24 protein-coding genes are annotated in these 26,827 nt (G+C 61.7%); 16 read left to right on the forward strand and 8 right to left on the reverse strand.

Annotation, left to right across the window (positions count from 1 at the left end; genetic code table 11):
• Nucleotides 1-137: 137 nt before the first annotated feature.
• From pedF to yghX, 12 genes are all read left to right on the forward strand, one after another.
• Entirely contained in the window at nucleotides 138-599 is a 462-nt protein-coding gene (pedF, locus tag PSH91_RS11805) for a cytochrome c-550 PedF (protein WP_160892508.1), read from the forward strand.
• Nucleotides 600-604: 5 nt separating this feature from the next.
• Nucleotides 605-1,480: an ABC transporter substrate-binding protein gene (locus PSH91_RS11810; protein ID WP_047229004.1), complete on the forward strand. Its 876-nt coding sequence runs from the start codon at nucleotides 605-607 to the stop codon at nucleotides 1,478-1,480.
• Nucleotides 1,481-1,490: 10 nt separating this feature from the next.
• A complete protein-coding gene (locus tag PSH91_RS11815; RefSeq protein ID WP_047229005.1) occupies nucleotides 1,491-2,246 on the forward strand; it encodes a quinoprotein dehydrogenase-associated SoxYZ-like carrier in 756 nt (251 codons plus the stop codon).
• A gap of 16 nt (nucleotides 2,247-2,262) precedes the next feature.
• Nucleotides 2,263-3,198, forward strand: a complete 936-nt coding sequence (locus tag PSH91_RS11820) for a quinoprotein relay system zinc metallohydrolase 1 (RefSeq protein WP_305468279.1) — start codon at nucleotides 2,263-2,265, stop codon at nucleotides 3,196-3,198.
• A gap of 178 nt (nucleotides 3,199-3,376) precedes the next feature.
• Nucleotides 3,377-4,249, forward strand: a complete 873-nt coding sequence (locus PSH91_RS11825; protein ID WP_305468281.1) for an alpha/beta fold hydrolase — start codon at nucleotides 3,377-3,379, stop codon at nucleotides 4,247-4,249.
• A gap of 209 nt (nucleotides 4,250-4,458) precedes the next feature.
• Nucleotides 4,459-6,234 carry a PQQ-dependent methanol/ethanol family dehydrogenase gene (locus PSH91_RS11830; RefSeq protein WP_076385149.1) on the forward strand — a complete coding sequence of 592 codons (1,776 nt, stop codon included), beginning with the start codon at nucleotides 4,459-4,461 and terminating at the stop codon, nucleotides 6,232-6,234.
• A gap of 285 nt (nucleotides 6,235-6,519) precedes the next feature.
• A complete protein-coding gene (locus PSH91_RS11835; RefSeq protein WP_076385147.1) occupies nucleotides 6,520-8,040 on the forward strand; it encodes an aldehyde dehydrogenase family protein in 1,521 nt (506 codons plus the stop codon).
• Nucleotides 8,041-8,278: 238 nt separating this feature from the next.
• Nucleotides 8,279-8,350: a pyrroloquinoline quinone precursor peptide PqqA gene (gene pqqA, locus PSH91_RS11840; protein WP_003243383.1), complete on the forward strand. Its 72-nt coding sequence runs from the start codon at nucleotides 8,279-8,281 to the stop codon at nucleotides 8,348-8,350.
• 113 nt (nucleotides 8,351-8,463) lie between these two features.
• A complete protein-coding gene (ercA, locus tag PSH91_RS11845) occupies nucleotides 8,464-9,627 on the forward strand; it encodes an alcohol dehydrogenase-like regulatory protein ErcA (RefSeq protein WP_076385145.1) in 1,164 nt (387 codons plus the stop codon).
• On the forward strand, nucleotides 9,611-10,981 hold the full coding sequence (locus PSH91_RS11850; RefSeq protein ID WP_305468284.1) for a hybrid sensor histidine kinase/response regulator: 1,371 nt from the start codon (nucleotides 9,611-9,613) through the stop codon (nucleotides 10,979-10,981). Before ercA ends, PSH91_RS11850 begins: the two co-directional genes overlap by 17 nt.
• 483 nt (nucleotides 10,982-11,464) lie before the next feature.
• Nucleotides 11,465-13,108 carry a malate dehydrogenase (quinone) gene (gene mqo, locus PSH91_RS11855; RefSeq protein WP_047229923.1) on the forward strand — a complete coding sequence of 548 codons (1,644 nt, stop codon included), beginning with the start codon at nucleotides 11,465-11,467 and terminating at the stop codon, nucleotides 13,106-13,108.
• Nucleotides 13,109-13,199: 91 nt separating this feature from the next.
• Nucleotides 13,200-14,090 (forward strand): YghX family hydrolase, encoded by an 891-nt coding sequence (yghX, locus tag PSH91_RS11860; RefSeq protein ID WP_305468286.1) that lies wholly within the window; start codon nucleotides 13,200-13,202, stop codon nucleotides 14,088-14,090.
• 15 nt (nucleotides 14,091-14,105) lie between these two features.
• On the opposite strand, the gene PSH91_RS11865 is transcribed toward yghX, so the two are convergent.
• On the reverse strand, nucleotides 14,106-15,593 hold the full coding sequence (locus PSH91_RS11865) for an aldehyde dehydrogenase family protein (RefSeq protein ID WP_305468288.1): 1,488 nt from the start codon (nucleotides 15,591-15,593) through the stop codon (nucleotides 14,106-14,108).
• A 213-nt stretch (nucleotides 15,594-15,806) separates the two neighbouring features.
• Between PSH91_RS11865 and PSH91_RS11870 the strand changes: the two genes are divergently transcribed.
• On the forward strand, nucleotides 15,807-16,778 hold the full coding sequence (locus PSH91_RS11870; protein WP_288913455.1) for a methyl-accepting chemotaxis protein: 972 nt from the start codon (nucleotides 15,807-15,809) through the stop codon (nucleotides 16,776-16,778).
• 39 nt (nucleotides 16,779-16,817) lie between these two features.
• Here the strand turns inward: PSH91_RS11870 and PSH91_RS11875 are convergent, their stop codons facing one another.
• Nucleotides 16,818-18,146 (reverse strand): alginate export family protein, encoded by a 1,329-nt coding sequence (locus PSH91_RS11875; protein ID WP_305468530.1) that lies wholly within the window; start codon nucleotides 18,144-18,146, stop codon nucleotides 16,818-16,820.
• 292 nt (nucleotides 18,147-18,438) lie between these two features.
• On the opposite strand from PSH91_RS11875, the gene PSH91_RS11880 reads away from it, so the two are divergent.
• The 3 genes from PSH91_RS11880 to feaR all read left to right on the forward strand — a co-directional run bounded on the left by PSH91_RS11880 (nucleotide 18,439) and on the right by feaR (nucleotide 21,589).
• Nucleotides 18,439-19,938: an APC family permease gene (locus PSH91_RS11880; RefSeq protein WP_139050442.1), complete on the forward strand. Its 1,500-nt coding sequence runs from the start codon at nucleotides 18,439-18,441 to the stop codon at nucleotides 19,936-19,938.
• Complete coding sequence (locus PSH91_RS11885; protein ID WP_139050441.1) at nucleotides 19,883-20,503, forward strand: DUF3156 family protein; 621 nt, start codon at nucleotides 19,883-19,885, stop codon at nucleotides 20,501-20,503. The genes PSH91_RS11880 and PSH91_RS11885 overlap by 56 nt, the downstream gene beginning before the upstream one ends.
• A 123-nt stretch (nucleotides 20,504-20,626) precedes the next feature.
• Nucleotides 20,627-21,589, forward strand: a complete 963-nt coding sequence (gene feaR / locus PSH91_RS11890; protein ID WP_047229917.1) for a transcriptional regulator FeaR — start codon at nucleotides 20,627-20,629, stop codon at nucleotides 21,587-21,589.
• A gap of 161 nt (nucleotides 21,590-21,750) precedes the next feature.
• Here the strand turns inward: feaR and PSH91_RS11895 are convergent, their stop codons facing one another.
• The 6 genes from PSH91_RS11895 to PSH91_RS11920 all read right to left on the reverse strand — a co-directional run bounded on the left by PSH91_RS11895 (nucleotide 21,751) and on the right by PSH91_RS11920 (nucleotide 26,707).
• Nucleotides 21,751-22,518 (reverse strand): SDR family oxidoreductase, encoded by a 768-nt coding sequence (locus PSH91_RS11895; RefSeq protein WP_305468292.1) that lies wholly within the window; start codon nucleotides 22,516-22,518, stop codon nucleotides 21,751-21,753.
• Nucleotides 22,511-23,311, reverse strand: a complete 801-nt coding sequence (locus tag PSH91_RS11900; RefSeq protein ID WP_305468293.1) for an SDR family NAD(P)-dependent oxidoreductase — start codon at nucleotides 23,309-23,311, stop codon at nucleotides 22,511-22,513. Before PSH91_RS11900 ends, PSH91_RS11895 begins: the two co-directional genes overlap by 8 nt.
• Entirely contained in the window at nucleotides 23,304-24,125 is an 822-nt protein-coding gene (locus PSH91_RS11905) for a molybdenum cofactor biosynthesis F family protein (protein ID WP_305468295.1), read from the reverse strand. Before PSH91_RS11905 ends, PSH91_RS11900 begins: the two co-directional genes overlap by 8 nt.
• 97 nt (nucleotides 24,126-24,222) lie before the next feature.
• Complete coding sequence (locus PSH91_RS11910) at nucleotides 24,223-24,882, reverse strand: helix-turn-helix transcriptional regulator (RefSeq protein WP_305468297.1); 660 nt, start codon at nucleotides 24,880-24,882, stop codon at nucleotides 24,223-24,225.
• Nucleotides 24,883-24,934: 52 nt separating this feature from the next.
• A complete protein-coding gene (locus PSH91_RS11915; RefSeq protein ID WP_188251602.1) occupies nucleotides 24,935-25,300 on the reverse strand; it encodes a cupin domain-containing protein in 366 nt (121 codons plus the stop codon).
• A 108-nt stretch (nucleotides 25,301-25,408) separates the two neighbouring features.
• Nucleotides 25,409-26,707 carry an FAD-binding oxidoreductase gene (locus PSH91_RS11920; RefSeq protein ID WP_047229911.1) on the reverse strand — a complete coding sequence of 433 codons (1,299 nt, stop codon included), beginning with the start codon at nucleotides 26,705-26,707 and terminating at the stop codon, nucleotides 25,409-25,411.
• Nucleotides 26,708-26,827: the final 120 nt, after the last annotated feature.

Consider the following 26,827-nt stretch of genomic DNA (forward strand, 5'->3'; position numbering starts at 1 on the left):
GAACCGCGCCGGATGACCCGCTACCAAGGAACTAGAGTGCGGCCACCAAAGCAGCATTCGGCTGGGGTGCAGGCGTTCCTAAGATGACGGCACGGCCTCTGTAGAGAGGTCTTGCGTGCAAATTCGAGGGCATAACAATGACAACAAAACGCAACGCCATCATCGCTACCGCATTGCTGATAGGGCTGACCGGCGCAGGCTCCGTGTGGGCCCATGGCAACGTAGTGCCCCAGGCAGTGGAAACCAAAGGGCTGACCCCGATCAAGGACACCGGCCTGCCGTTGGATGGCGATGGTTGGGTCGCCCAGAACCCTTACCGTAGTTCTCCCGAGCGAGACAAAGCGGTGGAAATCGGCGCCTCGGCCTACAACCAGAACTGCGCCGCGTGCCACGGCCTGGAAGCCAAGTCCGGCGGGATCGCGCCGGATCTGCGCATGCTGGATGCCGCCGAAGCCGGAGATGAGTGGTTTGTCGAGCGCGTGCGTCACGGCGCGGTGCGCGACGGCCGGGTCTACATGCCGAAAATGGCGGACTATTTGAGCCAGGAAGCCTTGTGGGCGGTGCGCACCTATCTCGACAGCGTGCACGTCGAGGAGTGATCGCCATGCGCCTGTTCGCGTGGATATTCTGCAGCCTGTTGCTGTGTGGCCAGACGGTTCAGGCACAGGTGCGCAACTACGACGAAATGATCGCCGCCGGCGAGCTGAAAGTGGCGGTGTACAAGGATTTTGCCCCCTATAGCTTCGAAGACCACGGCCAGCCTCGGGGCGTGGATGTGGAGCTGGCCCAGGCCCTCGCCAAAGCCCTTGGCGTGCGCCTGCGATTGATCTGGGCGCCGCCCGGCGAAAAGCTCGATGACGACCTGCGCGATTACATCTGGCGCAGCAGCGCCCTGCATGGTCGGCAACTGGCCGACCTGATGATGCGCGTGCCTTACGATCGCGACTACGTGCAAAAGCGCAACGACATCGGTGAACTGGAAAACGCCCAGGTCGCCATGTTCGGGCCTTATCAGCAGGAGTGCTGGCAAGTGGCGTACGACCGCCGCCGGCTTGAAAGCGTAGGCAGTGTCGCGGTATTCCAGCAGCACCCCATTGGCGTTGAAGTCGACAGCGTGCCGTCGTTCTACCTGACCTCGGTGTTCAACGGCATGCTCAGCGCCAGGACCCATCACTTCCCCGGCGTAGGCCAGGCGTTCAAGGCCATGCGGGCCGGGCAGGTCGACGCGGTCATGGCCATGCGCGGGGAGATCGACTGGCAACTGCATGAGGCAGCCGATCCGCAACTGGCATTGGCCGAAAATGCTTACCCGAACATGGGCAAGCAACGGTGGGAAATCGGTATGGCGGTGCATGAGAGCAACCGGCAGCTGGCTTATGCGGTGGAAGAAGCGCTGGAAGGGTTGATCCGCGACGGCAGTCTCAAAACCATCTATGCCCATTACGGCCTGCGTTACGAAGTGCCCGAGATGTATCAATAGGAGCGCAGGGATGAACTGGCGAGCGTGGGGTCTGCTGTTGTGCTGCCTGCCGTTGACGGCGACGGCGCTCGAGACCGGGAAGGACCCGGTGCCCTCGGTGATGTGGGCCTTCTATCACAAACAACTGCTGGCTGAGGCGCCCTTCGTGTTCGATGACCGGGTCCGATTGCTGGCGCCGCCTTTTGCCGAAGACGCGCGCCAGGTGCCGTTGCAGATCGATGCCCGCGCATTCACCGGCGACGTGGTGCGTATGCTGGTTTGGGCCGAACTGAACCCGCTGCCCAAGATCGTCGATTTCCAGCCGGGGGAGCGGGTGCTGCCCTGGCTGTCGATCCGCATTCGCATCGAGCAGGCCACGCCGTTGCGCGCCGCCGTGCAGACCCGTGACGGCCTGTGGCACGTCGGCTCGACGTTGATCGACGCGGCCGGTGGCGGCTGCACCGCGCCAAGCGTGGTGCGGACCCAGCCGGGCTGGGAAGAACACTTGGGCGAAGTGCTGGGAGCTCGTTACCCCCGAGGTGAAGACAGCCGCCTGCGCCTGCAAGTCGCCCACCCGATGGACAATGGGCTGGTGAGCGGCATCCCGGAGTTTTACCTCAACCAGGCGCAGTTGCTGGACGCCGACGGCCAGGTGCTGGCGCGCCTGGAGCTGTTCCCGGCCGTCAGCGAAAACCCCAACCTGAGCTTCGACATTCAAGGCCCCGGGCAGACCCGCCTGTTGTTGCGTGACAACAGCGGCAATGAATTCGAGGCAACGGTCCCCTGACCACAAGGAGCGCGCCATGCGTTGGTTGTTGCTGATCTGGCTGGGCCTGTGCCTGCCGACATGGGCCGCAGCGGACTATTCACTCAAGCCCCGGCAGATCGCCGAAGGCACCTGGCTGCTGGAAGGCAGCACGGACAATTTTGCCAAGGCCAACGGCGGCAACATCGTCAACACCGCTTTTATTGTCACCGAGGCCGGCGTGGTGGTCATCGACAGCGGCCCGTCCCGGCGCTACGGGCAGGCCTTGCGCCAGGCGATTGCCGCGATCACCGATAAGCCGGTAGTCCAGGTGTTGCTGACCCATCATCACCCCGACCATGTCTTGGGCAACCAGGCCTTTAGCGACGTACCCATCGGCGCGCTGGCGGGGACCACGGATCTGTTGCGCCAGCAGGGCGATGCCATGGCCGAGAACATGTACCGGCTGGTCGGTGACTGGATGCGTGGCACCGAAGTGGTATTGCCAAACCAAGTGCTGGTTCCCGGTCCGCTGAAGGTCGGCAACCATTCGTTGCGTCTGCTGGCATTGGCCGGGCACACCGGGGCGGACCTGGCGATCCTCGATGAAACCACCGGCGTGTTGTTTGCCGGCGATCTGGTGTTCTACGAACGAGCCCTGACCACCCCGAACAGCCCTGGTCTGGAGGTCTGGCTCAAGGACCTGGACACCCTGCAAAGCCTGTCGTGGAAGCAGATCGTACCCGGCCATGGTCCAGTGGCGAGCGATGCCCGGCCTTTCTTGCAAATGCGCGACTACCTCAGCTGGCTCGACCAACTGATGCGCGACGGCGCGGCCCGGGGCGATGACATGGCCGAGATGATCCGCAGCCCCATCCCCGAGCGTTTTGCCGGGATCAGCTTGAGTCGGTATGAGCTGATTCGCAGTGTCAGTCATCTTTATCCGCGTTATGAGCGGGTAGGGATGAAGCGAGTAGATGCCAAGATTCAGTAGTCCCGGCAAATCCCCCGGCTAGCGCCAAAAATGAAAAAAGGCGGGCCTTGGTCTAAGGTCATTGTTAAGGACACAGCAGGGGTGTGGTGCCTGAAAAAATAGCCGAAGTCGCGGAACCGAAGATGTCATGGCCGCAGAGTGCTTTCTACGCAAGGCAGAACTCTGGAGCAGCGATGAAATGACCATCACAAAAATCCTCCACGACAAAATCCACGCCAATGGCATCGAAATGCACTATCGGTTTACCGGGCAAGGGGCACCGATCGTCCTTCTCCACGGCTGGCCACAACACTCTCTGATGTGGAATCGGGTCATGGCGGAACTCGCCGACCAGTATCTAATCATTGCCCCGGATCTGCGCGGAGCCGGAGGATCGTCGATTACGCCCGGGGGCTACGACAAGCGGACCATGGCGCGCGATCTACGAGCCCTCATCGAGAAGCTCAACCTGGGGCCGGTCTTCCTTGTGGGCTACGATCACGGTGTTGGCGTTGCTTACCAATATGCCGGCGCGCACCCCAACGAGGTTCGACGGCTGGCCCTCGCCGAATATGCGCTGCCGGGGTTCGGCTACGAGGCCAAGCTGACGCCATCTCGAGACTGGGACGTCGCCAGCAGTTGGCAACTCAGCTTCTTCACCCAACCCGATGTTGCGGAACTGTTCATTCGCGGAAAGGAGCGCGAGCTGCTCTCCTGGTTCTTCTGGAAGATGTCCGCCAACCCTGAGGGCGTGAGCGGCGAGGACTTCGAGGAATATGTCCGGCAGATCATCAAACCAGGCGCGCTGCGAGCGGGCCTCAATTACTACGCTGCGGTCTGGCAGGACATGGACGACCATTCCGAAAACGCTCGGCGGGGCAAACTGCAGATGCCCGTGCTCGGCATTGGTGGTCGATGGGGGTTCGCCGAGAAGACCAGCCTGCTCCTCGAACCGGTGGCGCAGCACCTGAGTGGGACCGTCATTGAAGGTGCCGGACACTGGCCGGCCGACGAACGTCCCGACGAATTTGCCCGAATCTTGCGCGATTTTTTCCAAGCCGACTCGCCCTGAAGCCGGCATGCCGTTCACGTAAGGCTGGCGCCACCTTACCGGCTTCCTGAGGGAACAGCGTTTTAACGGTCCAATCCGGTCTTCACATGTACCAAGGAACTAGAAAACTCAACACAGCGGGCAATTGTTGACGACGGCCCCAAGGCCAAGAATCTGCGGCAGACCGGGAAAATTTCCCGGGTATAACAATAACCGCAGAGGTAGCCGTCATGACTCATCCCGCACGTCGCCAGCCCTTCGCCGTGAGCCTGCTGCTCAGTGCCATGCTGCTGTCCGGTTCGGCCTTGGCCGCCGTGACCGATCAGGAAATTCTCCAGGACCCGAAAAACCCGCAGCAGGTCGTGACCAACGGCCTCGGCGTGCAGGGCCAACGCTATAGCCCGCTCGACACGCTCAACGTGAATAACGTCAAGGATCTGCGTCCGGTCTGGGCGTTCTCCTTCGGCGGTGAAAAGCAGCGCGGTCAGCAGGCCCAGCCGATGATCAAGGATGGGGTGATGTACCTCACCGGTTCCTACTCGCGGGTGTTCGCGGTGGATGCACGCACCGGCAAGAAACTCTGGCAATACGATGCGCGCCTGCCCGATGACATCCGTCCTTGCTGCGACGTGATCAACCGTGGCGTGGCGCTGTATGGCGACCTGGTGTATTTCGGCACCCTGGATGCCAAGCTGGTGGCCCTGAACAAGGACACCGGCAAGGTGGTGTGGAGCAAGAAAGTCGCTGACCACAAGGAAGGTTATTCCATCAGCGCCGCGCCCATGATCGTCAATGGCAAGCTGATTACCGGCGTGGCGGGCGGCGAGTTCGGCGTGGTGGGCAAGATCAGCGCCTACGACCCGAAAAACGGCGAGCTGCTGTGGACCCGTCCGACCGTGGAAGGGCACATGGGTTATGTCTACAAGGACGGCAAGGCTATCGAGAATGGCATTTCCGGTGGCGAAGCCGGCAAGACCTGGCCGGGGGATCTCTGGAAGACCGGTGGTGCGGCGCCCTGGCTGGGCGGCTACTACGACCCGGAAACCAATCTGCTGCTGTTTGGCACCGGTAACCCGGCACCGTGGAACTCCCATCTGCGCCCTGGCGACAACCTCTATTCCTCGTCGCGCCTGGCCCTCAACCCAGACGACGGCAGCATCAAATGGCACTTCCAGAGCACCCCTCACGACGGCTGGGACTATGACGGCGTCAACGAACTGATCTCCTTCAACTACAAGGAAGGGGGCAAGGACATCAAGGCTGCGGCCACCGCCGACCGCAACGGCTTCTTCTACGTGCTCGATCGCACCAACGGCAAGTTCATCCGCGGCTTCCCGTTTGTCGACAAGATCACCTGGGCCAGCGGCCTGGACAAGGAAGGGCGGCCGATCTACAACGAGGCCGGCCGTCCGGGCGCGCCGGGCAGCGAAGCCAAGGGCAGCTCGGTGTTTGTCGCGCCGGCGTTCCTCGGGGCGAAGAACTGGATGCCGATGGCCTACAACCAGGACACCGGGTTGTTCTACGTGCCGTCCAACGAATGGGGCATGGACATCTGGAACGAAGGCATCGCCTACAAGAAGGGCGCGGCGTTCCTGGGGGCCGGTTTCACCATCAAGCCGCTGAACGAGGACTACATCGGTGTGCTGCGGGCCATCGACCCCAAGACTGGCAAGGAGGTCTGGCGTCACAAGAACTTCGCGCCGCTGTGGGGCGGAGTGCTGACCACCAAGGGCAACCTGGTGTTCACCGGCACGCCTGAAGGATTCCTGCAGGCCTTCAACGCCAAGACCGGAGAAAAGGTCTGGGAGTTCCAGACCGGCTCCGGTGTGCTCGGTTCGCCCATCACTTGGGAAATGGATGGCGAGCAATACGTCTCCGTCCTCTCGGGCTGGGGTGGCGCGGTGCCGTTGTGGGGCGGCGAAGTGGCCAAGCGCGTGAAGGACTTCAACCAGGGCGGCATGCTCTGGACCTTCAAGTTGCCGAAAGAGTTGGTGGCCAAGCGCTGAGTTGTCATTGAGCCGGGGGCTGCTTTTGTGGCGAGGGGATTTATCCCCGCTGGGCTGCGAAGCGGCCCCAAAATCTTTGCGAGCGCTGCGCACTCGAGCGGGGATAAATCCCCTCGCCACAAAGGCAGCGCTTGTTCCCGCTTTTCGTGTCCTGAAAAATCCACAAACCTACGACCAAATAACGAGAGCCCCCCTGCCAATGACGCATTCGTCCAGCATGCGGGTCTCTCTACCATCGGCCTATCGCCTGTCCCGCGACAGGCATCGACCAGGCAGAGGCCCATTATGATCTATGCACAACCCGGAACCCCAGGCGCCGTCGTTACCTTCAAGCCGCGCTATGGCAATTTCATCGGCGGCGAATTCGTCGCGCCGGTTAACGGCGAGTATTTCACCAACACGTCCCCGGTCAACGGCGAGGTCATCGCCGAGTTCCCACGCTCCAACGCCGCTGACATTGACAAGGCCCTGGACGCAGCCCACGCCGCTGCCGATGCCTGGGGCAAGACTTCGGTGCAGGATCGCTCCCTGGTGCTGTTGAAAATCGCCGACCGCATCGAACAGAACCTGGAACGCCTGGCTGTCAGCGAGACTTGGGACAACGGCAAAGCCGTGCGCGAAACCCTCAATGCCGACGTACCGCTGTCGGCCGACCATTTCCGTTATTTTGCCGGCTGCATCCGCGCCCAAGAGGGTGGGGCCGCCGAGATCAATGAACTGACCACCGCCTATCATTTCCACGAACCGCTGGGCGTGGTCGGACAGATCATCCCGTGGAACTTCCCACTGCTGATGGCCGCCTGGAAACTCGCCCCGGCCCTGGCCGCGGGTAACTGCATCGTGCTCAAGCCAGCGGAGCAGACGCCGTTGTCGATCACCGTGTTCGTCGAGCTGATCGCCGACCTGCTGCCGCCCGGTGTGTTGAACATCGTCCATGGCTTTGGCCGCGAAGCCGGTGAAGCCCTGGCCACCAGCAAGCGCATCGCCAAGATCGCCTTCACCGGCTCGACCCCGGTGGGCTCGCACATCATGAAATGCGCCGCCGAGAACATCATCCCGTCCACCGTGGAGCTGGGCGGCAAGTCGCCGAACATCTTCTTCGAAGACATCATGCAGGCTGAGCCGGCGTTCATCGAAAAGGCCGCCGAAGGCCTGGTGCTGGCGTTCTTCAACCAGGGCGAAGTCTGCACCTGCCCATCACGGGCGCTGGTGCAGGAGTCGATCTACGCGCCGTTCATGGCCGAGGTCATGAAGAAGATCGCCAAGATCAAGCGCGGCAATCCGCTGGATACCGAAACCATGGTCGGCGCCCAGGCGTCCCAGCAGCAGTACGACAAGATTCTTTCGTACCTGGACATCGCCCGGGAGGAGGGCGCCGAGCTGCTGACTGGCGGTGCGGCAGAGCACCTGGAGGGTGACTTGTCGAGCGGCTATTACATCCAGCCGACCCTGCTCAAGGGCCACAACAAGATGCGCGTGTTCCAGGAAGAGATCTTCGGCCCGGTGGTGGGCGTGACCACGTTCAAGGATGAAGCCGAAGCCCTGGCGATTGCCAACGACACCGAGTTCGGCCTCGGCGCCGGTCTCTGGACCCGCGACATCAACCGAGCCTACCGCATGGGCCGGGCAATCAAGGCCGGGCGTGTCTGGACCAACTGCTACCACCTGTACCCGGCCCACGCCGCGTTCGGTGGCTACAAGAAGTCTGGCGTGGGTCGTGAAACCCACAAGATGATGCTCGACCATTACCAGCAGACCAAGAACCTGCTGGTGAGCTACGACGTTAATCCGTTGGGCTTCTTCTAACCCAGCCCCCCCCCCTGTGGGAGCGAGCTTGCTCGCGATAGCGGTAGATCATTCAACCTCTATGTTGAATGTTCCGACGTCATCGCGAGCAGGCTCGCTCCCACATTTGGATTTGTGTGATTGCAGCATTGCTACCAACGCACCCCACCCACCGCTTCGAAAGTAGCATTCGAACGCCGGGTACAGCGTGCATTAATGACGTTGCCGGAATGGCCCGGTACAAGAAGAGGAAAGACCCATGTGGACTAAACCCGCGTACACCGACCTGCGTATAGGCTTTGAAGTGACGATGTACTTCGCCAACCGATGAGCGCTGGCCCGGCCTGAGATGTTCAGGCCGGGCTACCCATTTGGTCTGATTGCAATCACGGTGGGATGCTTTAGGCTCAGGGTATTCCCGGAACAATAAGAACAGGCTTACCGATGAGCCAGAGTCTCAGTCCGCTGCGCAAGTTCGTTTCACCTGAAATCATGTTTGGCGCCGGTTGCCGGCACAATGTCGGCAATTACGCCAAGACGTTCGGCGCACGCAAGGTGCTGATCGTCACCGATCCCGGCGTGATCGCCGCAGGATGGGTCGCCGACGTCGAGGCCAGCCTCCAGGCTCAGGCCATCGATTACTGCATCTACAGTGCCGTCTCGCCCAATCCCCGGGTCGAAGAAGTCATGCTCGGGGCCGAGCTGTACCGGGAAAACCACTGCGATGTCATCGTCGCGGTCGGTGGCGGCAGCCCCATGGATTGCGGTAAAGGCATCGGCATCGTCGTTGCCCATGGTCGCAATATCCTGGAATTCGAAGGCGTGGACACCTTGCACGTGCCCAGCCCACCGTTGATCCTGATTCCCACCACCGCCGGCACCTCGGCGGACGTGTCGCAGTTCGTGATCATTTCCAACCAGCAAGAGCGCATGAAGTTTTCCATCGTCAGCAAGGCCGCGGTGCCGGACGTGTCGCTGATCGACCCGGAAACGACCCTGAGCATGGACCCGTTTTTGTCCGCCTGCACCGGCATCGATGCGCTGGTGCATGCCATCGAGGCGTTTGTATCCACCGGCCACGGCCCGCTCACCGACCCCCATGCGCTGGAGGCCATGCGGCTGATCAACAGCAATCTGGTGCAGATGATCGCCAACCCGGCGGATGTCGCCCTGCGGGAAAAGATCATGCTGGGCAGCATGCAGGCCGGCCTGGCGTTCTCCAACGCGATTCTCGGTGCGGTGCACGCGATGTCCCACAGCCTGGGCGGGTTCCTGGATTTGCCCCATGGCTTGTGCAACGCGGTGCTGGTGGAGCATGTGGTGGCGTTCAACTACAACTCGGCGCCCGAGCGTTTCAAGGTGATTGCCCAGACGCTGGGTATCGATTGCCGGGGCCTCAATCACCGGCAGATCCGCACCCGGCTGGTGGAACACCTGATTGCCCTCAAACGCACCATCGGCTTTCACGAAACCCTGGGGCTGCACGGGGTGAGCACTTCGGATATTCCGTTCCTGTCGCAACATGCGATGCATGATCCGTGCATTCTCACCAACCCTCGGGAGTCGAGCCAGCGGGATGTCGAGGTCGTCTATGGCGAAGCCCTCTGACGAACAGCAAAAAGCCCTGGCCGGGCTGCTCGGTCTGGGCAATCACTCCACGCGCAAGAGCCACTATCCGGAACTGGCCGCGCGCCTCGATGAGCTGGAACAGGCTCGGCAACACCTGCAACAGCTCAACGATCAGTTGGAACAGCGGGTGGCCGAACGTACCGACGCGCTGCTGGAGGCCAACCGCAACCTGCAACAACAGATCACCCAACGCGAGTTGATCGAACAACAACTGCGCGACGCTCGGGATGCTGCGCAGGCGGCCAACCGCAGCAAGGACAAATACCTGGCCGCCGCCAGCCATGACCTGCTGCAACCGCTCAACGCCGCACGCTTACTGATCGCCACATTACGCGAACGCTCGCTGCCCACCTCCGAACACGTGCTGGTGGAGCGTACCCACCAGGCGCTCGAAGGGGCGGAGGACCTGCTCACCGACCTGCTGGACATCTCCCGGCTGGACCAGGCTGCAGTCAGGCCGGACCTGGCGCCGTATCGGCTGGATGAGTTGCTCGCGCCGCTGGCTTCGGAGTTTCAATCAGTGGCTGGCGCTGCCGGGTTGGAGCTACGGGTACGTTTCGGCGACGAAACAGTGATGACCGACCTGCGGCTGATGACCCGGATCTTGCGCAACCTGCTCAGCAATGCCTGTCGCTACACCGCTCATGGCGGCATCCTGTTGGCCGCGCGGCGTCGGGGCGAGCGGTTGAGCCTGGAGGTCTGGGACACGGGGCGCGGTATTGCTGCCGACTGCCTGGAGTCGATCTTCCTGGAGTTCAACCAGCTGGACGTAGGTCGCGCTGCCGATCGCAAGGGTGTCGGCCTGGGTTTGGCGATTGTCGAGCGTATCGCCCACATTCTCGGTTATCGGGTCCAGGTACGTTCCCGCCCGGGGCGCGGTTCGGTATTCAGCATCGAGGTGCCGTTGTCTGCTGAAAGACTGCTGCCCATGGCCCAGATGCCCGCCCAGGCCGTCGCCGGTAACCCGCTGCCTGGCCGCCGTCTGCTGGTCATCGACAATGAGCTGAGCATTTTGCAAAGCATGGCTGCGCTGCTGGGGCAGTGGGGGTGTGACGTGTTGACCGCCACGGACGAGGCGGGTGCCTTTGACGTGCTGCAAGGCCGCGCGCCGGAACTGATCCTGGCGGATTTCCACCTGGATCATGGCGTCGTCGGGTGCGAAGTGGTCAAGCACTTGCGCGAGCATTTCCAACAGACGATCCCGGCGGTGATCATCACCGCCGATCGCAGCGACCAGTGCCGCCGCGCCTTGCGCAAACTCAATGCGCCACTGCTCAACAAACCGGTCAAGCCCGGCAAATTGCGGGCGGTGTTGAGTCAGTTGCTCGGATAGCGAGTGGCGAGGTGACGCCAGATTTCACCAACAATCCCTTGTGGGAGCGAGCCTGCTCGCGATAGCACTGGGTCAGCTTGCATCACTCTAATGCGCCACCGCCATCGCGAGCAGGCTCGCTCCCACATTTTTCAGCCAGTGCGCCATCAAAACGCCGTCATTTGGTCGGTGTTTATGCCTTGAATGAAAAAAGAGGCTTCGGTCTGTTTAGTTCATTCTGTAAACTCCCCCCGCTGCGACAATCGGGCGCGGCCATGTCTGGCCCGATTACAAGCGTTTTGCAGTGTCCCTCACCCAGCTGAAGCCAAGACCTACAAGAAGTCAGCGCCGGAGAGACATAAAAGCGAGGCCGATGATTCTCGGCCCCTGTAGGTCCGTCCTCCAGTCCCGTCTCGACCCCAGTCATGCCGTATGCCGGCCATGGCGTGGTCTATCCTTGCAGGACTGGTGGGCGGAATGGCGTTCTACCCTAGGGATACACACATGTTGAAGAGAACACACACGGCGCTGCTGGGCCTGGCGATGGCGATGGGTCTTGCGACCACGCACGCCGCCGAGGCAAAAAAAGTGGATGTCCTGCTCATTGGTGGCGGCATCATGAGCTCGACACTCGGCGTTTGGCTCAATGAGCTGGAACCGGACTGGACCATGGAAATGGTCGAGCGCCTGGACGGTGTTGCCCAAGAGAGTTCCAACGGCTGGAACAACGCCGGTACCGGCCACTCCGCGCTGGCCGAGCTGAACTACACGCCCGAAGACAAGAATGGCAAGGTCGAAATCGCCAAGGCCATCGAGATCAACGAAGCGTTCCAGGTTTCCCGTCAGTTCTGGGCCTGGCAGGTCAAGAACGGCGTGCTGAAGAACCCGCGCTCGTTCATCAACTCCACCCCGCACATGAGCTTTGTCTGGGGTGAGGACAACATCGCGTTCCTGAAGAAGCGCTACGAAGCCCTTCAGGCCAGCCCGTTGTTCGCCGGCATGCAGTACTCCGAAGATCGCGAGCAGATCAACAAGTGGGTACCGCTGATGATGCAAGGGCGTGATCCGAGCCAGAAAGTCGCGGCCACCTGGAGTCCCTTGGGCACCGACGTGAATTTCGGCGAAATCACCCGTCAGTTTGCTGCTCACCTGCAAACCAAACCGAACTTCTCCCTCAAGCTGTCCAGCGAAGTGCAGGACATCACCCGCAACGAAGACGGCACCTGGCGCGTTGCGTACAAGAACCTGAAGGACGGTAGCGAAACCGAGACCGACGCCAAGTTCGTGTTCATCGGCGCTGGCGGCGGTGCCTTGCACCTGCTGCAGGAAGCCGACATCCCCGAAGCCCGTGAATACGCCGGCTTCCCGGTAGGCGGCTCGTTCCTGGTGACCGAGAACCCGACCGTCGCCCAGATGCACCTGGCCAAGGCCTACGGCAAGGCTTCGGTTGGCGCACCGCCGATGTCGGTTCCGCACCTGGACACCCGCGTGCTCGACGGTAAGCGTGTGATTCTGTTTGGCCCGTTCGCCACTTTCTCCACCAAGTTCCTGAAGAACGGTTCGTATTTTGACCTGCTGACCAGCACCACCACCCACAACGTGTGGCCGATGACCAAGGTGGGTATCGAACAGTACCCGCTGGTTGAATACCTGGCCGGCCAGTTGATGCAGTCGGACGAAGATCGCTTCAACGCCCTGAAGGAATACTTCCCGGACGCCAAGCAACAAGACTGGCGCCTGTGGCAGGCCGGCCAGCGCGTGCAGATCATCAAGCGTGATGAAGAGAAGGGCGGCGTCCTGAAACTGGGTACTGAAGTGGTCGCCTCCCAGGACGGCAGCATCGCCGCTCTGCTGGGTGCTTCGCCAGGTGCCTCGACTGCTGCGCCGATCATGCTGACGGTGCTTGAGAAGGTCTTCAAGGACAAGGTCGCCACCCCGGCCTGGCAGGAAAAACTGCATCAGATCGTGCCAAGCTACGGCACCAAGCTCAACGAAAGCCCTGAGCGTGTGGCTCAGGAGTGGGCTTACACCAGCGAAGTCCTGCAGCTGGACACGCCACCGACGATCGGCCAGCAGCGCACCGCGCCTGCACCGACTGCGCCGGCCGCTGCCCCGCAAAGCAACCCGGCGGCCGACATGGCGCTGTAAACCGGACGTTGTCTGGTGAATAAAAAACGCCGCTCATCGAGCGGCGTTTTTTTTCGTCTATGATTTTTCGATCCCCGAAGAGGATCAAACCATGACTCGCCTGACCGCCAAGGACTTTGCCCCCGAACTGCTCGAGCTTTACGATTTTTACGCCCACGGCCAGATATCCCGAAGGATCTTCCTGGAGCGGGCCAGTCAGTTTGCGGTGGGCGGGCTGACGGCCGGCGCACTGCTGGCGTCGTTGAGCCCCAACTATGCCCAAGCGATGCAGGTGAACTTCACCGACCCGGATATCGTGGCGCAATACATCACTTATCCCTCTCCCAACGGTCACGGTCAGGTGCGCGGCTATCTGGTCCGGCCAGCCAAGGCTAGCGGCCCGGTGCCCGGTGTGGTGGTCGCCCATGAGAACCGTGGCTTGAACCCCTATATCGAGGACGTCGCCCGGCGTGTGGCCAAGGCCGGTTTCGTGGCGCTGGCGCCGGACGGCCTGACCTCGGTGGGCGGGTATCCGGGTAACGATGACAAGGGGCGCGAGCTTCAGCAGCAGGTTGATCCCGAGAAGCTGATGAATGATTTTTTCGCTGCTGTTGAGTTTCTGATGAAACACGACGCCATTGGCGGCAAGAAAGTCGGCATCACCGGTTTCTGCTACGGCGGCGGGGTGGCCAATGCCGCCGCCGTGGCGTATCCCGAGCTCGGCGCGGCGGTGCCATTCTACGGGCGCGGGCCCAAACCTGAGGACGTGCCGCAAATCAAGGCACCGTTGCTGATCCACTACGCCGAACTCGACACCCGCATCAACGAAGGCTGGCCGGCCTATGAAGCAGCGCTCAAGGCTGGGAAGAAGACCTATCAGGCCTATATCTATCCGGGCGTCAACCTTGGCTTCCACAACGACTCGACCCCGCGCTATGACGAAGCGGCTGCCGAACTGGCGTGGGGGCGCACCCTTGAGTGGTTCAAGCGTTACCTGGGGTGAGCGCCACGCCGCGGCTCAGTAGCGAATCATCACGGACTTGAGTTCCGTGTAGTCGTCGATGAAGGCGCTGCCGAACTCCCGGCCCATCCCCGAAGACTTGCTGCCGCCAAAGGGCACGGCCGGGTCGAGCAGGGTGTGCATGTTCACCCATACGGTGCCGGCTTCGATGGCGGGCACCATGCGCAGGGCCTTGCCCAGGTCATTGGTCCAGAGGCTGGCACTCAGGCCGAACGGCGTGTCGTTCATCAGCTCCAGCAGCTCTTCTTCACTGTCGTAAGGCAAGAACGTGGCGATCGGGCCGAAGGTCTCTTCGTGAAGCAAGGTATCGCTGTGACTGTTGGCAAGGATGATGGTCGGCTCGACATAACAGCCCGGTCCGTCGATCAACTTGCCGCCGTGAATGATGGTGTTGTCTTGCGCCCGGGCCTTGGCAAAGAACTCACCGAGTTTGCGCTGATGCTGGCGGTTGGTGACCGGGCCGAACTCGGTGGCTTCGTCCAGGGGCGAGCCGATATTGAGTTTGCTCAGGCGCTGGGCCAGTTTGTCCATGATCGGTTCCAGCTGCGAACGATGGACAAAGAACCGCTCGGCCGCCGCGCAGATTTGCCCTGAGTGCAGAAAACCCGCTTCGATGATGCCGTTGACCGCCACGTCCGCCGCCACGTCCGGCAGAAAACCCGCCGCATTCTTGCCGCCCAGTTCCAGTGTGGCACGGGTCAGCCCGGCGCCCATGGCGCTCTGGCCGACGGTGAGGCCGGTTGGCACGGAACCGGTGAACGAAACCTTGTTTGTGCCAGGGTGCTCGATCAACCCTTTGCCTACTTGACCACCGCCGGTCACCACGTTGAGGGCACCCGGTGGCAGGCCCGCGTCCATGGCCAGTTCGGCGATGCGCAGGATGGTCAGCGGCGTGAACTCGCTGGGTTTGATGATGATGCTGCAGCCGGTCACCAGTGCCGAGGCGAGTTTCCAGATGGCAATCATGGTGGAGAAGTTCCACGGCACGATGCCGACCACCACGCCCACCGGTTCGCGCAGCGTGAACGCGGTGTAGCGTTCACCGGCGAAGGAGGGCAGCGACGGGGTGATGGTCTGGCCGCTGATCTTGGTGGCCCAGCCGGCGTAATAACGCAAAAAATGCGCGGCCTGGTCGACCTCGAAAGCGCGGGATATCTGGATGATCTTGCCCGACTGGCAGGTTTCGATCTGCGCCAGTTCTTCGCGATGGCGCTCCAGTAGGTCCGCCAGCTTGAGCAGCACGTGACCGCGCACGGCCGGTGCCACCGCAGACCACTGCTTGAACCCGCGCCGCGCCGACTCCACCGCCGCATCGATATCGCCTGGCGAGGCTTCGCTGACCTGTGCGATGACCTGGCCGGTGGCGGGGTTGACGACGTCCAGCGTCTGCGCGCTTTGGCTTTGGACATAACGACCGTCGATGAACAGCGCGTGGTGTCGGGCGAGAAAAGCTTCGACCTGAGGCAGCAGGGCAATATCGCTCATGAGGGTTTCCTGATCGCGGGCAAGGGAAAGTCTGGAGGTTAATCCCTGGGGGCCGATGCGGCTTGACTGTGCCTGCCGCGGGGTATGTCTGTGGCTGCCAGTTTCCGGGAGGGGCTGGCAGCCAGGAGCAAAAGCCATTGCAGCCAAGTACAAGCCAGCGCGACCGGTTTGCGTTCAGATCAGTGTTTCGACTGACGGGCAAAGGGGCGGGCGATGTTTCTCCAGACCAACAAACAGAAGCTGGCGTTGATCGCGCAAATACAACGCGCATTGGCCGGAGAGGGCGGCGACGCCCCGATGCTGGAGGTGTATCCGTCACTGCGGGACTGTCTTGAGCAACACGCACGGCAGATGACGCAGGCAAGCGAAGACCTGCGCAATGCCCGGACACAGGTGAGCGAGCAGAGCGCGCGAGGCCGGCAACGTGAGCATGAACTTGAGGTGACTCGCCAGCAGTTGGAACAGGCCCTGGAGCGCGAGCATCGGCTTGAAGCACGCCTGGATGAACACCGCCAGCAGTTGCAGCAACTCCAGCAGCAAGCGCACATCTGGGAGCTGCTGCAATCGACCCTGACCGAAGGCTGCTGGGACATCACGGTGGTCAATGGCGATCTACAACACCCCGCCAGCGCCATGCGTTTTTCCAGTCAGTTTCGCTCGCTGCTGGGCTACACCGCCGATGAGTTACCCGATGGCTGGGATGCCCAGGTCAGCATCACCCACCCTGACGACCTGCCAAAGATCATGGCGATTTTCGAGCGGGAAATCCTTGGCTCCCAGGGCAGCGGCGAGTACGTATTCGAATACCGGATGCGCCATAAGAGCCGGGATTACATCTGGTGTCGCGAGCGTGGTCGGGCGTTACGGGATTCGCACGCACGCCTGGTTCGGGTCATCGGTGCGGTGCGCGATATCAGCGATGAACGCTCGGCCCAATCTACCCACCAGCGCATGCTGGAGCAGAACCAAGTGACCTACGCCCAGATTGCCACCGTGGTGGGGGTGATCAAGGGCATCGCCGAGCAGACCAATCTGCTGGCCTTGAACGCCGCCATTGAAGCGGCCAGGGCGGGCGAGGTCGGGCGCGGTTTTTCCGTGGTGGCCGATGAGGTGCGCAAACTGGCAGAAAGCACTCGTCAGGCGACCCATCAGATCCAGACCATGTTGCATCAGCACAAACAATAATCCGCCCGGGAGCTGCCTTCGGGGCAGCTCCCGGTTGCTTCAGAATGGAACCGCTACCACCAGTTGGCTGTAGACATTGGTGCCGTTGCCATTCACTTGATTGCCGCCGTTGCTCGCGTCCTTTTCCGGCTTGTACAGACCCACCAGTGGCGAGACGATCAGGTGTTCGTTCACGGCCCATTCCACATACAGGTCCAGCTCCCGTCCATCGAGATTCAGCGCGTCGCGGGTGTGCAGGGTCTTGTAGTCGAAGAATAGCGCGCCGATAGTCACTGCCTCTGTTGGCTTGAGCTTGAGCCCCAGGTGCTGGACAGCGGTGTTGCTGTTGAACGGCCCGGAATAGTTGCCGGTGACTTCGCCCTGGAACCAGGTGCCATAGCCGCGACTCGTGCCGTTGAACATCGAGTCCCAGTCCTTGGAGTAGCGGCTGTAGCGATAGGTCAGGTCCGGGGTCCAGGGCAGCTCAGCGAAGGTGTAGCCGGCTTCGGTGTACCAGGCTTTCTCCGGGCCCGCGTCCTTGTCCTGCCAGGCATATTCGAAGGCAAAGTGGGCATTGTCGATGCCGGCATTCCCCGCGCCCCGCAGGCTGTAGATGTCCATGCCTTCGCGCTGCTTCTGGAACTCGCTGGCGTAGCGATCATCGACGTCGATGCCATGGATGTAGGTCAGCCCCAGTGTGCCTGGTGCTGCGCTGTATTGCAGGGTACCGGCGGCCATTTCGGTATTGGCCTGGGCGCGGTTGTCGGACTTGATCCACATCAGGCTGCCGTGTACGCCTTCCTGGCCGCCCAGGCGCAGCACGGCGGTCTTGTCGAAGGCATGACGGGCCGCCAGGTAATAGGCGCCGCCGCGGTTGAACTCACCGTCGGCCACGCCTTTGCCCAGATTCAGACCGTCGTCATTGATGATGAAGCCATCGCCGAGGGTAATGACCTGGCGACCGTAGGACAGGTCGACGCCGTCCTTGCCCAGCGCCGGGAACAGATCCCCTGAACGCCAGCCGGCAAACGCTTCATCGAACTTGGTGGTGTGTTCGGATCCGTCGCTCAGGCCCGCGGCATCGCCGTCGCCCCAGGTGCCGGAGCTGACCAGATTGGCCGTCCCGTAGACGCTGCCCATGGCGCCGAGTGTCTGGTCGATACTCAGGCCATACTTGATAAAACCCTCACGCCAACTTGAGCCGCCGCGGGTGCCGTCATAGTTCTTGCGACTATTGAACATCCCGTAGACCGCCAGGAAGTTGCCGGTAACCGTGGTGTCGTCGTCGGCGTAAAGCTCATAGGCCTGGGCCGACGAATCAGCCACCAGCAGGGCGATCCCAAGGCCGATGGCGTTGCGCAGCAAAGGTGTATTGCGGGTGTGCTCCATGGTGTTTTCCCCAGTGTGATAGGACATCAGAGCGCCCATTAAGGGGAGACCGGGGCAGGGAAGTCTTTTACCTGCCTGCCAGATAATTGATCCAGCCCGCCAAGGCGCGAGCGCTGGCAGGCAGCAACAAAACCGGCGGCAGACACGGGCAAGACGCTCGGGCCGAGGGCGGCGCACAGTGATCCTGCACGCGACGCCGTTTCGATCAGGGACTGGCTGGGGAAGGCTTGAGCGCCGGCTCCTGGACGGCAGTGGCATCCATACTAAAAATCCGCTTTCGAGGATCTTCACGATGTCGATCAATGACAGGCTCACCGAGCACTTGAACCGGGGTACGGTGGGCTTTCCCACCGCGTTGGCCAGCACCATTGGCCTGATCATGGCAAGCCCGGTGATTCTCACCGCCACCATGGGCTTCGGTATTGGCGGCAGCGCCTTTGCCGTGGCGATGTTGATCGCCGTGGTCATGATGCTGGCCCAGGCGACCACTTTCGCCGAAGCCGCCTCGATCCTGCCCACCACCGGCTCGGTCTACGACTACATCAACTGTGGCATGGGACGCTTTTTTGCAATCACCGGTACGCTGTCGGCCTACCTGATTGTCCATGTGTTCGCCGGGACTGCGGAAACGATCCTGGCCGGGGTCATGGCCCTGGTGAATTTCGAGCACCTCAACACCCTGGCCGAATCGGCGGGTGGCTCCTGGCTGTTGGGCGTGGGGTTCGTCGTGGTCTTCGGCGTGCTGAACGCGTTTGGTGTCAGCGCCTTCGGCCGGGCCGAGATCATCCTCACGTTCGGCATGTGGACGACCCTGATGGTGTTCGGCGTATTGGGCTTGATCGCCGCTCCGGCGGTGGAGCTGGAGGGGTGGTTTGGCGCATCCGTGGTGGGCACCGACCTGGTGACGGTGCTGTCGCTGGTGGGCATGGCCATGTTCATGTTTGTCGGTTGCGAGTTCGTCACGCCACTGGCGCCGGACCTGCGGCGCTCGGCCACGACCATGCCGCGGGCCATGATGCTGGGGTTGTTCGGCGTTGCCACGTGCATGTTCATTTATGGCGCGGCGATGAAGCGCCAGGTCGAAAACGTGCTGCTCGATGCCACCAGCGGCGTGCACTTGCTGGACACGCCCATGGCGATTCCGCGATTCGCCGAGCAGGTCATGGGCGATATCGGCCCGATGTGGCTGGGGATCGGCTTCCTGTTTGCCGGAGCGGCGACCATCAACACCCTGATGGCCGGTGTGCCGCGGATTCTGTATGGCATGGCGGTGGATGGTGCGCTGCCGCGGTTTTTCACCTATCTGCACCCTCGTTTCAAGACCCCCGTGCTGTGCATCCTTGTGGCGATGCTGATTCCCTGTCTGCACGCGCTGTGGCTCGGCGGCAATACCGACAACATCATGCACCTGGTGCTGGCTGCAGTGTGTGCCTGGAGTTTTGCCTACCTGTTGGTGACCGTGTCGGTGATCAGCCTGCGGATCCGTCGTCCGGATCTGCCACGGGCCTATCGCTCACCGTTTTTCCCGCTGCCTCAGATCCTGTCCAGTGTCGGCATCGTCATCGGCATGTGGTTCATCACTCCACCAGGCATGAATCCGGCAGACATTTACGTTCCATTCGCGGTGATGCTCGGTGGCACTGCGGCCTACGCCTTGTTCTGGACCCTGGTGGTGCAGAAGGTCAATCCATTCAAGCCCGCGTCGGTGGAAGACGTGCTGGCCAAGGAGTTTTCCCATGAGCCAGGGCAACCTGTCAGCGAGTTTGACGAACGTGCTGCGAAGACTGTCTGAGCTGTTCAGTGCCCACCGTGCCCCGGTCGGTTATCGTCCCGGGGTGACGCTGGAACACTTGCGGCGCAACCTCGGGCTGGCGCGATTCGAGATGTCCGGCCCGGTGACGGCGATGGCCGTCACCGATGATGGTTGCTTGCAGGTGGAGATCGTCGAGCGCACCGAGTCGCAGTTGTTGATGCACCTGGTGATGACCGAGTTCGTGCTGCGCGTGCCTGCGTCGAGAGAGGGCACGGCACGCGTGGAACTGCACCATGGCGGGGCCGTGCGTCGCCAGGGTATTCGTTGTCGGCTCAGGGAAGGGGACAATCAGCTGTCGGCTCGTTTGAAGACGGCGATAGAGGGCGATCCGGCGCTGTACCAAGCCCTCATGCCGCTGGACTTCAAACGCCTGCGCATCGATCTGCAAGACCACCAGTGGTGCGTGCGGCTGGAGCACATGGGCGGCAGTGAGGTGGTGAATCGGATGCCGGCCTTTCGGCGCTACATTGCTTTGAGCCGCGAGCAACGGATTGCCTTGTGGGCGGTCTTGAGCGGCTTGCAAAGGGTGCTGGGAACACTCTGATTTGTGGGCTTTGCCCTGGCATCAATTGTGCTACTGCTCTGGCGATCAGGTACTTGTTGCGTGCATATAGATAACATGTTAACTATTGCCGTACAAAAACAATAAGCCACTGCGGAGAGCGCCATGAGCATGCATCAGGTTGGGCAAGACGGGCTGGAGACCTGGAACCGGGATCTGCGCGCGACTTGCGGCCATTTCGAGACGGAACTGGCCTTTAATCGCGCGCTGTTTATCGGTGAGGTGTCGAATTTCTTCCGTGGCGGTCTTTCCCTCGCCAACTTGCGTACCAACGCTGGCTGTATCAAGCGTCACTCGCCAAATCCCGACCACGATGACGACCAGGATTGCTTCCTGGTCAGTCAGCGCAGTGGATATTCACGCATTACTCAGAACGGCCTGAGCATCCAGCTGGCGCCCGGCGAACTGCTATTGATGGATTCGGTGGGCTCGCTCGAGATCAGCCCGTTCGGCCTGATTGAACACGCGGTGTTGTCTCTGTCCCGCCAGGATGTGTCCAGGAAACTGGGCGGGGAAACCCGGACCTTCGGCAAGATCTCCTCGCGCAAGGCTTGTGGGCGCATGTTGCACGTCTTGATGGATCAGCTGTGCAAGGACACTCCCGACGGTGAGGGCGCCACAGGAGAAGGCGAAGCTTTGCAGAATGCGTTTGTTTCGCTGCTCGGTTCGGCCCTGGAGCAGGGCACCGGATCGGAGGATGACGGCGTTGCGTTGCAAGGCAGTCACTTGCGCAGTTATGTGCAGAAAGTCATCGACGAGTCCCTGACCCAGCCCGGCTTGAGCCCGGTGGGCCTGGCCAACCGTCTGAACATTTCGGTGCGCCACCTGTACCGCTTATTCGAAGAACAGGATGACAGCGTCTGCCGCTACATCCAGCGGGCCCGGCTCAAGCGCAGCGCCGATGACCTGACCAATCCGTTCCTGCGGGACGAATCCATCACTTCGATCGCCTACAAATGGGGCTTCACCGATTCGGCCCATTTCAGCCGTTCGTTCAAGAAACAGTTCGAGCTATCGCCCAAGGAATTTCGTGCCAGCCATCTGCAACAGGTACAGGGGGTGGTTTGAGTGGTGGGCGCATTCAGGGTCGGCTCAAGCTGACCCACGGCTATCGCGAGCAGGCTCGCTCCCACAGTGGATGGGTGGTGGATGGGGGCTGTGGGAGCAGGGCTGCCGGTGATGACGGCTGCGTCGACATCATCGCCAGCCGACGCACCGCTCCCACACGCTCAAACCTCGGGCAAGGTCGAGCCGCCGTCCACCACCAGGGTTTGTCCGGTCACATACGCGGCCAGGTCCGATGCCAGAAAGAGCATGGCGCCGGCGATGTCGGACGGGGTGCCCAGGCGTCCCAGCGGTACCCGACGGGCGATGTCTTGATTGACCGCATCATCTCCCAGGTTCGCCATGGCCGGTGTCGCGATCATCCCGGGTTCGACGCCGTTGACCCGGATATGCTCACTCGCCAGTTCCAGTGCCGCATTGCGGATGAACCCGTTGACTCCGGCCTTGGACGCCGCATAGTGACTGAGCCCTGGATAAGCCACCCGCGGGCCGGTGACCGAGGAGGTCACCAGCACGCAGCCCTGGCCCTGCCGACGGAACATCGGCAATGCTCCCTGAGTCAGCCAGAACAGCGCCGAAAGGTTGACTGCCAGCGTGCGCTCAAGCATCGCTGGTGTGATCCCGGCAAAGGGTGTCAGGGGAAAGTACCCGGCGTTGTGCACCAGAACATCCAGCCTCCCCAGACGCTGCTCCAGATCAGCCATCAGCGTACTGATCGCCGTTGCATCGGCCAGGTCCACGCCCACGGCCTGTACCTGACAACCTGTAGCGGTCAATTCGCTCGCCACCGCCTCGGCCTGTGCCAGGTCCAGGTCAGCGATCACCACACGGCCCCCACGCCAGGCGAAGGCTTCGACGATGGCCCGGCCTATACCCTGGGCACCGCCTGTGACCAGCACCGTTTTTGCGCTGAAATCCAGATCATCAGACATCCGTGACCTCCATCCGGCTGAAGGCCAGGGTTGGTACGTCTACGATGCTGGAGCCACCGTCGGCCACCAGTGCCGCGCCAGTGATGATCGAGGCTTGATTCGAGGCCAGGAAGCGACACACATGGGCAATCTCCAGCGCGCTGGCGGGCCTGCGCAATGGCACGTCCGCGCAGACCCTGTCGTAGGCCTGCTGCAGCGTTTCGCCGTGAAACTGCATCAAGACCTGCATTTCCTCATCAGCCATCGGCGTGCGCACCCAGCCCGGGCAGACGGCGTTGACCCGCACCCCGCGCGGGCCGTAATCGCGCGCCAGGGAGCGGTTCAGCCCCAGCAGCGCGTGCTTGGCGGTGGTATAGCCGCAAACTTGCGGGCCTGCCGCCAACGACGCGATGGATGCGATCAGCACAATGTTGCCAGCGCTTTCCTGCAGCAGCGGCAGGCACGCCCGGGCGCTGTAGAAGGCGCTGTCGAGATTGCTGCGCATGGCCGCTTCCCAGGTCTGCGGGCTGGTCTGGGTGGCGCTGCCCAGGCCCATGCCGCCAGCGCAGGCCAGCAGCACATCGAGCCGGCCATAACGCTCGCGGATCTGTGCGACGAATCCGTCCCAGGTCGTCGGGCATGCGGCATCGCCCACCAGCACCAGGCCGCCTATTTCCTCGGCCAGTTGCGCCAGAGGTTCGCGGCGTCGGCCGATCAGCACCAGATTGGCGCCGTCAGCGGCATACAACCGGGCGCAGGCGGCACCGATGCCAGTGCCCGCGCCCGTGATCACGATGGTGCGCAATTCAGGCATCGGGATATTCCGTCCGGTTGAGAACCTGGCAGTAGGAACTGACGGGGAAATTGGAAAACTCATCGAAAGACGCGCCGGCATAACCGAAAATCTTGCCGTCGCTGCGGTGCTGCTGCATGTCGATCAGCACCAGGCCCAGGGTCGGGATGATCTTTTCCCGCCAGACGAACAGGTACAACTGATCGGCGATCTTGTAGGTGTCACACCGGTCGGTATCGCACAGGCCCTGTTCGACACCCTTGAGGCACTGCCAGGAATAGAACCGGTCGTTGAGATAGATGTGTTCGTAGACTTCGCTGGGGCTGTAGCGATACAGGTTGCGCAGGCCCACCAGTTTGGTGGTCGGTGCATGTGGGCACAGGCCCTGCTGCCAGGGGCGGTCGAGACTGCCGTGAAGGAACTCCACTTTCACGCCCGTCAGTGGCTGGCCGGCCAGCGCGCGGCTGTACAGACCTTCGCGAGTTTGTTCTTGCCCGGGCATGCTGCCGATCACTGCGGTGAACGCCGCGTGAGCGGTATCAAGTACCAGGCTGACCGACCAGGCTTGTGCGCCTTCGTGCTTGATGAAATCCACCAGGTAGAGGCCTGGCCGCACCGACGTGGCCCGATAAGGCGCGGTGCCGCTGGAATGACCATCGGCTGCGTTCCATGACAGGGTTTGCTGTTCGAAACGGTGTTCGATCTGCCAGCCATTGGCGAAATTCAGCGTGAAGGTCTTACCGTTCAGGTCGGCCAGGTTCGGCAGGATGAACGCTTCAGGGGCAAAGCCGTCGGCCAGGGCGCCGACGGTGATCCAGTCTGTAGGTGTGGTCATTGCAAGACTCCGGTTGGATGAGATAGCCACCCGGATCATGGCGCCTTGCGCGGGGCTGGCCCATCAACCGAATGGTTGAACCGGCACAGGCAATGGCTTAGAGGAACAGGCTGCTGACCAGCTCGGTTCGATTGCTCACGCCGGTCTTGCGAAACAGGTTGATCAGGTGCGTCTTGACCGTGGGCAGGCCGACGTCCAGCTCTCGGGCCAACTCTTTGTTACTGACGCCCTGGCGCAGCAGCAACGCTATCTGGCGTTCCTTGGGGGTCAGGCTACTGAGCGAGTCGTCCTGCGGCGGCAGGTTGGCGACGGCCAGTTGCAGTAACGCTTGCAGCGCTGCGAGCTGCGTCAGTTGCTCGCTGGTGAAGACGCCTTGCTCGGCGGTGCGCAACAAGGAAATAGCCGCTTGAGGCCGACTGCCCCGATGGGCGAAGACTTCCACCACATCCACCACGTCGTAGCGCTGTAAAAAATGGCGGTAGCGATGGCTGTCACGGATTGGCTGGCGGGCCATGGCCAGGCCAAGAGGCACCACGGCCAGGTCGCTGGAAACGTAGTTGCGCGGCTGCAACGGGTCGAACTGGCGATAATTGTCCAGATAGTCGCGATGCATCTCGCCGCTCATGCCATGCAGGTTGAAGTCATGGGCTTGCAACTGTCGGTCGACGCAATAGAAGGCCGCTCGACTGGCGGGAACGAGCTGGGTGAACGCGTGCAGGCAATGGCCGGCGATGTCCTGGGAGTGGATGACGTACATGCTCGCAACCTTCGCCAAGAGGGCTGCCGGTGAATCCGGCAGCCGGGTCCGGTCAGACTACCGCGAAGTAGTGTTTGACAAAACTTTCGCTGACCACTTCCCACAATACCGGCGTACCTTTGGTCACGAACCAGCTGTCGCCGGCCTTGTAGCGGGTGCTCTGGCCGCTGGCTTCATCGGTCAGCACCACTTCGCCAGTGACCACGGTGGCCTGTTCGGCGAACGGATAAACCATTCGGAACTTGCCCTTGGTCGTGCCGAAGTAGGCGCTGCTGATCGCATCGGTGGGGGCGCCGAAGGTCATTTTGCCGAAGGCTTTGACTTCGCCTTCGAGAATCTGCGAACCGAGATCGGCGACGGTGCCCCAGGCGTCCAGGTCGGACAGCTGGATGTCTTTCTTGAGGTTGATAAGGGGCATGGCAGTGACTCCTGATGAGTGAAAAAAACAGCGGGTATGTATGTCTAGTACCGGTCCGTGAAGGCGCTGGGATCTGTGGGAGCGCCTAACTGACTGGCATCATGGCCATCAGCGACGGCCATTCCAGTAACCCGACAGCTGGTGCCAGGACTTGCCGGCGGTCAGCAGTAGTGGACGGATGGCGTCCTTGCCGATGATGGTCGGACGCCTGACGGAGCTGACCAGGTCGTAGCGCGCCGAGCCTTCGCTCATGCCTTCGGCCAGCACCTTGCAGATGATGTGGCTGGGGGTGACGCCAAAGCCTGAATAGCCCTGGACGAAAAACGCATTGCTGCGGCCGGGCAGGGTGCCGATCTGCGGAAACAGGTTCGGGCTGCACGCCATCGGGCCGCCCCAGGCCAGGTCGATCTTCACGTCCTTGAGGTACGGGAAAATCTTCAGCATCAGGCGCCGATTCCAGGCCTTGAGGTCCTGGGGGATGTGTTCTATCAACGGCGTCGCCGCACCGAACAGCAGGCGGTTTTCATTGGTGACGCGGTAGTAGTCGATCACCGGGCGAATATCGCTGTAGGCGCCGCGAATCGGGCTGATGCGCTGGATCAGCTCCTCCGACAATGGCTCGGTCATCATCTGGAAGGCATAGGTATTGATGGTCGAGCGATGCAGCTCCGGCTCCAGTTTGTTGAGGAAGCTGTCGCAGGCCCACAACAGCTTGCTGGCCTTGACCGAGCCACGCCCGGTGCGCACGGTGATGCGCTCGCCGTAGCTGACTTCCAGGGCCGGACTGTTCTCGAAAATCCGCACGCCGTGGCTGACCAGTGCCTTGGCTTCGCCCAGCAACAGGTTCAGCGAATGCACGTGCCCGCCGCCCATGTGCAGCAATGCACTGCTGTAGGCCTTGGACCCGATGATTTGCTGCACGTCGGAACCGCCGAGAAAGCGGATCTCATGCTTGCTGTTGATCGACTTGAAGTCTTTTTCCCAGGCCCGCAGGGTTTTTTCCTGGCGAGCGTTGAAGCCCATGTAGCCGTAGCCATGGCAGAAGTCGGCATCGATGTCGTACTTGGCGATGCGGTCCTTGATGATGTCCGCGCCCAGATCGCTGATCTCGAAGACCTGCCGCAGCCCGTCTTCTCCCACATCCTTCTTGATTTTTTCCAGGTCATGGCCGATGCCGGCCATGATCTGCCCGCCATTGCGCCCGGTGCCGCCGAACCCCAGGTAACGCGCCTCCAGCACCACGATATTGGTAATGCCTTTTTCAGCGAGTTCCAGCGCGGTATTGATGCCGGAGAAACCGCCGCCAATCACCACGACGTCGGCTTCCACGTCCTGTTCCAGGGTTGGGAAACTGAGGTTGTATTTCTTGGTAGCGGTGTAATAGGTGGGCGTTTCGATATTGATCATGACGCAACCTGACAAAGTGAAAAGAAACGCCGTGACAAGCGCCTTCGCAAGACACTGCACGCGATGGCCCTATTAAGAGCCCTGGTGCTGGCGCCTGTCTTGATCATCCGTGCCGGCGGA

Origin of the sequence: Pseudomonas sp. FP1154, assembly GCF_030687245.1 — a bacterium.
GTDB lineage: Bacteria > Pseudomonadota > Gammaproteobacteria > Pseudomonadales > Pseudomonadaceae > Aquipseudomonas > Aquipseudomonas rhizophila.